The organism is Sulfuricurvum sp. (assembly GCF_049305995.1).
Classification (GTDB): domain Bacteria; phylum Campylobacterota; class Campylobacteria; order Campylobacterales; family Sulfurimonadaceae; genus Sulfuricurvum.
In genome coordinates this window covers 1-8454 of sequence record NZ_JBAQPS010000049.1, presented here as the reverse complement: position 1 = coordinate 8454, position 8454 = coordinate 1, and the positions used below count along the sequence as shown (strand labels likewise).

The window sequence follows — 8454 nt, the reverse complement described above, 5'->3', positions numbered from 1 at the left end:
ATATTTTAGAGACCAATCTTAATGAATCGATAGATTTATTTAGCTTTACCCTGATTTTATATGTTCTTGTTATTGGTGTGATCCCCTCTTGGCTTATTTATTTAGTAAAGATAAAACAAACCTCTTTTAAAAAAATGTTATCCGAAAAAATAAAAGTTCTTGGGATTGCATTGGGAATAATCATCGTCGTGTTAGTGGCATTTAATAAAAATTACACCTCTTTTTTCCGTGAACATAAGCCTTTACGATACTATGCCAATCCAGGGTATTATCTCTATTCAATCGGATCTTACATTCAAAAATCACTTTCTCATCCCTATATCGGATTACAAATTATCGGCAAAGATGCTAAAATTCCTGAAACCGATGTGGATCGCGAGTTAGTTATTTTAGTAGTGGGTGAAGCAGCACGTTGGGATCATTTTTCACTTAATGGGTATGCACGTGAAACTAATCCTCTGTTGAAAAAAGAGGATATTGTCAATTTCTCTCAATTTAGTTCGTGCGGAACAGAAACAGCGGTATCGGTTCCATGCATGTTTTCATCTTTAACTCGGGACAATTATGATGGTGAAAAAGCACAGCACATCGAAAACGTTTTGGATGTTATAGGACATGCAGGTGTAAATGTATTATGGAGAGATAATAACTCTAATTCCAAAGGGGTAGCGATACGAGCTGAATATCAAGATTTCAAAGATCCCAAAAATAATTCGATGTGTGAAGATGGAGAGTGTCGTGATGAGGGGATGCTAATCGGCTTGGATGAATATATCAAAGCCCATCCCAAAGGGGATATCGTGATTGTATTGCATCAGATGGGAAATCATGGACCGGCGTATTATAAACGCTATCCCAAAGCATATGAAAAATTTACCCCTGTATGCAAAAGTAATCAACTTGAACAATGTACTGAGCAGGAGATCACGAATGCATACGATAACGCCATATTGTATACCGATCATTTTCTTTCGAAAACGATTAGTTTTTTAAAGCAATACGATAGTAAATTCGAAACGGTGATGTTCTATGTGAGCGATCATGGCGAGTCGTTGGGAGAAAAAGGGCTTTATCTACATGGGTTTCCATACGCTATTGCACCTGAAGCTCAAAAACATGTTCCTGCTCTGATGTGGTTCGGGAAAAATTTTGCAATCGATAAAGAAGGGTTGAAACAAAAAGCCCATCAACCTTTTTCGCATGATTTCTATTTTCATACGGCATTAAATTTTATGGAGATAAATAGCAGTGTTTACAAACCAGAATTGGATATTTTGTATGGTGTCCACTAAAAATATAGCTACTTCGGTAATCCTTTTAATAGGTAGCGTTCTCTTTTTTGGATTGAGCGGTGCAGATATTTGGGTGCAAAGTCATTTTTATAATCCTCTGACACACCAGTGGATGGTGGATAGTAATGATAAGGTTCTAAAATTTATTTTTTATGATGGTATTAAGCGTCTTTTGATCGTTATCGCAGTTCTTTTTTTAATAGGGCTCATTATAGGATGGCAAAAATCATGGATGAAGCCTTATAGACGAGGCTTTATAATTGTTATTTTATCATCTATTTTTGTCCCTTTGATCGTTGGTTCATTAAAAGCAGTGACCAATATGCCTTGCCCAAAAAACATTGAAATTTTTGGCGGAGCTTATCCGCATACATGTGTGTGGGAAAAATACAATACACAAACGTGTCATTTAGAAAAACAAAAATGCTGGCCGGCAGGCCATGCGAGTGGCGGGTTCGCATTACTTGCTTTGGTATTTTTATTTCGTTCGCGAAAAGCAAAAATCACAGCTGCTGCTACCGCTATGCTTATTGGATGGAGTATGGGAAGTTATAAAATGCTCATAGGAGATCATTTCCTAAGTCATACGGTTATTACAATGATTTTGGCATGGCTAATTATTTTGCTCATCGTACGAGGAGTAAATAAAGTGACAATCTCAGCTAAAACTTAATATTAAACTTCTATCGTAACCTTCTTTATAATTCGATATGAGCTTAAAAAAACATCGCTTCGACAAGCTCATATCGAACGGAAACTAAACCCTATTACTTAGCAACTCGGAATAATTTTTTGTTGTACATATCATCCACGACAGTGATAAATGCGAGTGCATCACGTTCGAGCTCTTTATCGTGAGCAGTGGGTTTGAGGTGCTCCTTCTCATAGAGAAAGGTTAAAGCCTCTTTGTTGGGTTGAATGATGGCAACTTTTTCATGATCGCGTAGGGCGAAGTTATCGTTGAACATCATAAGCACAATCTCTTGTTTTTTATCACTAAATATCGAATGCCCTAATATAGGGTAAGCGAGGTCAACTCCGATCATATCCAAAGCAGTTGCCAAAACATCAGGCTGAGTTGATAGCGTATCACATTTTTGAGCTTTAACTCCATCGCTGATAATCAACGCAGGAATATGGAACATATTGACAGGAACTAAATCATCACCGTATACGCGGACGTTGTGATCAGCAACGACAACAAAAACAGTATCTTTATAATAGGACTCTTTTTTCGCTAATTCAAAGAATCGCCCAATGGCGAAATCGGCATATTTTACAGCGTTTTCAACCCCTTGTTTTGGTTTTCCGGAGATAAAATCTATTTTTCCCTCCGGTAACTCAAATGGAGAGTGATTCGAAGATGAGAACATCACGGAGACAAATTTTTCCCCTTTTGCCGCATGGGATTTAAATTTTTCATTCGCTTTGAGGACCAAATCTTCATCACTAACCCCCCATGTACTCACAAAACTTGGATTTTGGTAATCTTTTTGTTCGATCACTTCATCAAAACCGTTCCCCATATACCAACTACGCATATTATCAAACCGCCCCTCACCACCGTAAATGAAGCTCGACTTGTATCCCAATGGTTTGAGAAGCTGTGCGACGGTGAAAAAATCACTTTGAGATTTATTACGCTTCACAACTCCCTCTCCCGGCAAAGGTAAAAATCCAGAACTCATCCCTGCCAATCCTTGGATACTGCGTGTTCCATTGCTAAAAAGATTACCAAAAGCAATTCCTTCATGAGAAAGTTTTTCAAGATTTGGAGTAATGGTTACATCACCACCGCTAAATCCAACAAACTGAGATCCCATCGATTCTTGGATAAAAATGACAAGATTTTTTGGCGATTGAGCTGGGAAATGGGTCGCTTCCAACCGATTAAAAGGGAATTCTCCACTTGTATTCAGAACCAGTTTTTTACTAACGCGCGAATACGCTTCAGTAAGCTCCATTTTCCCATAAGGTTTGATCAAATCACCCTCTTTGGTATAGCTTTTATAGGCATATCCGATACTGTAGAGGGAGTTTTTGGCGATCTCATTTGCCATACGATTGGTGCTATAGAGGGCATCTGAGATATTAGCGGGACGATGACCGAACGAAGATCGGATACCGATGAAAAGAACGACGACTACGAGTGGGAACAAAAGAAGCCGTTTCCATAACGGTGTCTGTATGGCTTCAATCAAACGAAGCGGCGAAAAACGAAGATATCCCCATCCCATTATAATCAACATCCCCAATGCCACGGCAAGCTGCATCGGATACTCTTTGAGAATCATCGAAACTACCTCTTGAGGATACTTTAGATACTCGATAAACAAATAATTGGGACGAACATCGTATTGGGCAACGAAGGGGAATGTAGCGTTTTCAATATACAAAGCTACCAATAAAAAGAATAAGACATAACCGCTAATAAAACGCCCCACGTATTTTGCAAATACTTGGGGGGTAATAGCCAATAAAAGTGCAGGAATAATTAAAATGATCGAAGTCGTCATCGTATCGAGCTTTAAACCGTACATAAACGATAAAAGCGACTCTGCAAAGCTGATATCACCCAAACGGTCGAAATAAAGACCGTACAGACTTAACCTCCCGAGAAAAAACAGGGTGATAAAAAGAAAATAAATTTTGAGAAGTTCACGAAGCATGTATTGATAATCCTAATATGATGGAATGTAAAAGTATAAGGCACAAATGGATAATAAAAACAGTATTTTCTGAGTCTATTTCATTAACCGCAAAGAAATTTTTCCATTACATACGTAATAATGGGTAAGGTTACTAATGAAATAATTATCCCATACCCCACCAATGCGGCACTAAGCTGTGGGGCAAATCCGGCGCCAATAGCAAGTGCTCCGGCAGTAATCATTGAAGGCATCCCCGATTCAAGCACGGCTGTTTTAAGGGCAATCGGATCGGTTCCCATCGCCCATAAAAAAGCAAATGCGATAAACGGCATAATAAGCAGCTTTACTATCAACGATTGCGCAAATAATCCATAATCTAATTCTCCAGTTAATCTCATCGAGAAACCTACTGAAATCAATGCCAAAGGGACCAAAGTTGATGAAAGAAGCTGGATATACGGATGAATTTTCATCGGTATTTCACCAAATACAAGTGCCGCTACAAGAAAGATAAACGGTGGGAAAAGAAGCAACTTTTTAACAATCTTTAGCATATGAAATGCTCCTGTCTCATAACGAGCTATCACGGCAGCACCATAAAATGAGAGTATTAAAAATGTTCCGAACTGATCATACATCAAAAGATAAGGGATAGCTTCTTCACCTAATAATGTATGGACAACAGGTATCCCTAAAAATGATGTATTTCCTAGAGGCATAACAAGCAACAATGCCGCACGTACTTCCGGTGAATGATGACGAGTTATAAAAATAACAATCGCTACAACAATCGGTAAAAGGAGCCAAGGCACAAGGATGACACTTAAAGCCGAAAGATCAAAATGAATTTTTGGTATTTGAATCAAAATCGTAGAAGGCAAGGAGACATAAATAACAAAAAAATTGAGACTTTTAGCAAAATTAACTGGGGCATCGGCTTTTTGCAAGAGAATACCGATAACCAATAAAGCGATTATAAAAGCAAACTGCTCCATCTCTTACTCCGATATTTTAACTGATGTTACGCACTAAAACGAATATATCCGTTTTAGTGGCAAGGACTAGAGTCCTTTGCAATCCCCTAAAGCTACAAAAACTACGTTTTTGAGAATTTTAGTATCGCAATAGTAGTTGCATCCCCCTTTTAATTCTCTAAAAGGTACAATAAACTAAAAATTAGAGAACTTGATGCTGCATCGTTATACCTCACCAAAAATTTATTTAACAACCATTCTAAAATGGCAATTATCTAAATTATTGCATCGACGAGAGAAAACTCACACCCGTTTAAGTACCAAAATACAAGAAGATTTACCGAGCGGTGAATATGCTCTGTGGCTCGGACATGCGACTTTATGGATCAAACTGGGTGAAACAACAATAGCAATCGATCCGGTACTGGGGAATCTCCCCCTCTACCGCCGATACAGCCCTCTTCCTCTTCCTAAAGAAAAATTACGTGCCGATATCATCCTCATTACCCATGCCCATTATGACCATTACGACAAAGCCTCTATCCTCTATCTCCTCAAACAAAATCCCAAAACGATTATCGTCGCACCGAATGGATTTTGGCGTTATCTCAAAGGTAAAATAGATCGTGAACGGTGTTTTGAGTTGGAGTGGTGGGAATCGGTTATGCTAGGCGGGTTGTTTATCACGCTCGTTCCAAGCCGCCACTGGAGCAATCGGACTCAAATCGATATGAATAAAGCACTATGGGGAGGATATGTGATCCAAAATGCAGATCACACCCTCTACCATGCAGGTGACAGTGCCATGGGTGAACATTTCAAAGAGATAAAAGAGAGATTTGATATCGATGAAGCGTTTTTACCGATCGGAGCGTACCGACCTGAACCGATTATGCGCCATTTCCACATCTCGCCTCTCGAAGCACTCCAAGCGGCAAAAGATTTAACGGTGAAAACCCTTATCCCAATCCATTACGGAACCTTTAAACTCGCTGACGATGGATTGGATGAACCTATCGAATGGTTTCAAGAGTTAATCGGTACAAAAGAGTATCCGTTTGACTCTAAAATCCTCCGAATCGGAGAGATTTATCGTTTTAAAACAACATCCACATTCAAATCAACCTGATCACGTACGGTTAAAAAAACCATTTTAGGCGGTGTGATCCCAAAATCAGACATTTTAATACTGCTTTTGGCTTTAATACGTACTTTTGAAACATCTTGTGTTAATGTCCCTTCAAAACTAAGAGGCTTTGAAATACCGTGTAGGCTCAATGTACCTTTAAGGAGTACATTATCGCCTCCCTTGGCAACAACTTCCTTGACCTCAAATGATGCTTTTGGAAATTTATCCGACTCCATAGTTTCGTGCATATTCGTATCACGCTTTGAGTTATCGCTCACGAAATCACCGATACTCACATCCATACTGCCCCGTAATGATGTTACTGAATCCCCCATCGAAAAGTGCGACGTCGCTTTTTTAAACACAGGGTCTATACTCGAATCACCAAATACCTCCGTATGCGCTTTAATCGATCCCGACTCAAAAGACAAGCTTCCTCCGTATACTGAGGCCGCTAGTAATAGTGCCGTTATACTTAATTTAATCATGAAATCCTCCTAAAATAAAATGGATATACTAAGGCAAAAAGCCCCAAAATCACTGCGACTATCCACAGCTGATGTCCTAATGCAACCGCATTTGCCGCAGATGCGGCGATCCAACCTACCCCGATCATAGAGAGAGCTATGGTGCGAATGTTTCCCATTTGAATGAGCTTATAAAATAACAACACATTATAGTATGAAATGACAACCGGATAGATAACGGCGAGCAATAATGGTTCTTTGAACCAAAAGAGTAGATAACTTACCGCAAACAACCCTAAAATAATCGGGCTTTGTTTTACCAAACCATCTCCATAACGATACGCAAGATAAACTCCAGCCAAATGAGAGGCAATAATAAGAAGTGTATGCTCACTCCAAATATCCATAGTGCCTGAACGACTTAACGTCTCAAAGAGGGCAGAATCGGCAAAAATCCATAGCATCATCACTCCAACTAATTTCCATGGAAAGTGAGAATATTGTTTATATTCGATATGTTTTAACGATGTAAAACGCAACGCTATAACCGAAATCAAAGGCAAAATAACCGCGATATCATCACGTTCCATAAATGGATATGTGTAGAGTGCCGTCCCGATCGCATACGAAATCGCCAATCCTAAAGAGAGTTGTAACTTCCCTTGTGAACCAAAGATATAGAGAAGCAATGGGGTCGTATACCCAACAACAAATCCAAGTGCAAATAACATCCCCAGTGAATAATTCGGATAAAACCACGAAATCATCATTTGTATTCCAAACAAAAAGCAAAGTTCCTGCTTGAGACCATAATGCCGCCAAATGGCACTCAGTAATGCTCCTATTACTCCACCAATAGGGAGAGTATACAAATCATGAATATGCGAATCAAATGCCCCTACTACTCCCGTCTGAGCGATAAGGAGATAGTACAAAAGCTGCGAACTAAGAACAATAATGAGAAAATTCACACTTTACCTCGTAAAAACAACCAATACACCAGTGCAAAACCAGCATCGTACAACGCTACCAAAAGGGCGATTCCATCGAGTGAGCCTGCCATATAGAGAGCCACAAAGACTGATGCGCAGATGGCACGTACCGATGCGGTAAATTCGCCGAATCGGTACGGATCGCTATGAAGCCCATACCAGTGTGCCAACCCCGTCCCGATCATAAACGCAAAAACGATGTACTCATAGGTTCCGCTAAAATGAAATCCGAGCAGCGGAAACAATGCCGCACCCGCGAGGATGAGGATCACCCCACCCCCTGCATCGCTCAAAAATCCACTCAAGTGATAGAGTTTTAGCGGCGAATCCAGTTTAAACTTAAGCCTCTCATAGGTAATCCACCCTATCATCCCCACAAGCAATGCACCGATCAGTGCACGAGCTCCTAAATAAGGCTCTACGGTTCCGCTAAAGCCTCCCGCTTCGATGATCCCCGCTATTGTGAGGGCGAGTGCCATCAGAGCCATCAGCGCTGTCCAGAGCACCGCATAGACTCTACGGAAAAGATTCGGCAAAAGATGGTGCAAAATGGCAAGTGCCATAAACGCCACCCCAAGCCCCATTGCAATATGAGCATGACCCACCACCAAATCATTGCGGTGAATCAATGCACGTATTTCGGGGATAAAGAGAAAATTTCCTTCTACATCTACAAACACAAACGCCCATATCGAGAGAATCAGATAGGGATTCGTTTTAAAACTCACCCCCGCGTCATGAAGCCATACCCACAAAAGCGGCAGATACAGGAGAGTAAGATACTGAAAAAACCACTCTTCGTTGTAGCTCAGGTTATGGAAAAAATTACGGATGATGAGTGAGAGTACATACCCTACTAATGGGACAATCCACAACCAATGCCATCGCGGTTTGAACTCCTGCGTGGCGACCAGTTTGATTAGGAGATAGTAGATCGGGATCAGTGTAA

The 8454-nt window shown here is 40.3% G+C and carries 7 protein-coding genes and 1 pseudogene; 3 read left to right on the top strand and 5 right to left on the bottom strand.

The annotated features are described in order from the left end of the window. On the top strand, window positions 1–1292 hold a 1292-nt coding region (locus tag WA010_RS01715; RefSeq protein WP_422555451.1), incomplete at its 5' end, for a phosphoethanolamine transferase. Further along, window positions 1279–1965 (top strand): phosphatase PAP2 family protein, encoded by a 687-nt coding sequence (locus tag WA010_RS01710; protein WP_422555450.1) that lies wholly within the window; start codon window positions 1279–1281, stop codon window positions 1963–1965. The genes WA010_RS01715 and WA010_RS01710, both read left to right, overlap by 14 nt. A gap of 94 nt (window positions 1966–2059) precedes the next feature. On the opposite strand, the gene WA010_RS01705 is transcribed toward WA010_RS01710, so the two are convergent. Together WA010_RS01705 and WA010_RS01700 are read right to left on the bottom strand one after the other, a co-directional pair. Further along, window positions 2060–3961, bottom strand: coding sequence for an LTA synthase family protein (locus WA010_RS01705; RefSeq protein ID WP_422555449.1), 1902 nt, complete (start codon window positions 3959–3961; stop codon window positions 2060–2062). A gap of 83 nt (window positions 3962–4044) precedes the next feature. After that, the gene (locus tag WA010_RS01700; protein WP_422555448.1) at window positions 4045–4938 is read right to left on the bottom strand and encodes an AEC family transporter; all 894 of its coding nucleotides are present in this window, start codon (window positions 4936–4938) and stop codon (window positions 4045–4047) included. Between the two features lie 193 nt (window positions 4939–5131). Between WA010_RS01700 and WA010_RS01695 the strand changes: the two genes are divergently transcribed. After that, on the top strand, window positions 5132–6046 hold the full coding sequence (locus WA010_RS01695) for an MBL fold metallo-hydrolase (RefSeq protein WP_422555447.1): 915 nt from the start codon (window positions 5132–5134) through the stop codon (window positions 6044–6046). Here WA010_RS01695 and WA010_RS01690 read toward each other — a convergent pair. The 3 genes and pseudogenes from WA010_RS01690 to WA010_RS01680 form a co-directional block, all read right to left on the bottom strand. Next, window positions 6007–6534: a YceI family protein gene (locus WA010_RS01690; protein ID WP_422555446.1), complete on the bottom strand. Its 528-nt coding sequence runs from the start codon at window positions 6532–6534 to the stop codon at window positions 6007–6009. The genes WA010_RS01695 and WA010_RS01690 overlap by 40 nt on opposite strands. After that, a complete protein-coding gene (locus tag WA010_RS01685) occupies window positions 6531–7484 on the bottom strand; it encodes a hypothetical protein (protein ID WP_422555445.1) in 954 nt (317 codons plus the stop codon). Before WA010_RS01685 ends, WA010_RS01690 begins: the two co-directional genes overlap by 4 nt. Further along, window positions 7481–8454, bottom strand: a pseudogene (locus WA010_RS01680) (hypothetical protein); the annotation flags it as partial. The pseudogene WA010_RS01680 and the gene WA010_RS01685, both read right to left, overlap by 4 nt.

Coding starts and splice junctions, on each gene's coding strand:
- WA010_RS01705 (WP_422555449.1), bottom strand. CDS start 3,961: ATGCTTCGTGAACTTCTCAAAATTTATTTTCTTTTTATCACCCTGTTT.
- WA010_RS01690 (WP_422555446.1), bottom strand. CDS start 6,534: ATGATTAAATTAAGTATAACGGCACTATTACTAGCGGCCTCAGTATAC.
- WA010_RS01710 (WP_422555450.1), top strand. CDS start 1,279: ATGGTGTCCACTAAAAATATAGCTACTTCGGTAATCCTTTTAATAGGT.
- WA010_RS01700 (WP_422555448.1), bottom strand. CDS start 4,938: ATGGAGCAGTTTGCTTTTATAATCGCTTTATTGGTTATCGGTATTCTC.
- WA010_RS01695 (WP_422555447.1), top strand. CDS start 5,132: ATGCTGCATCGTTATACCTCACCAAAAATTTATTTAACAACCATTCTA.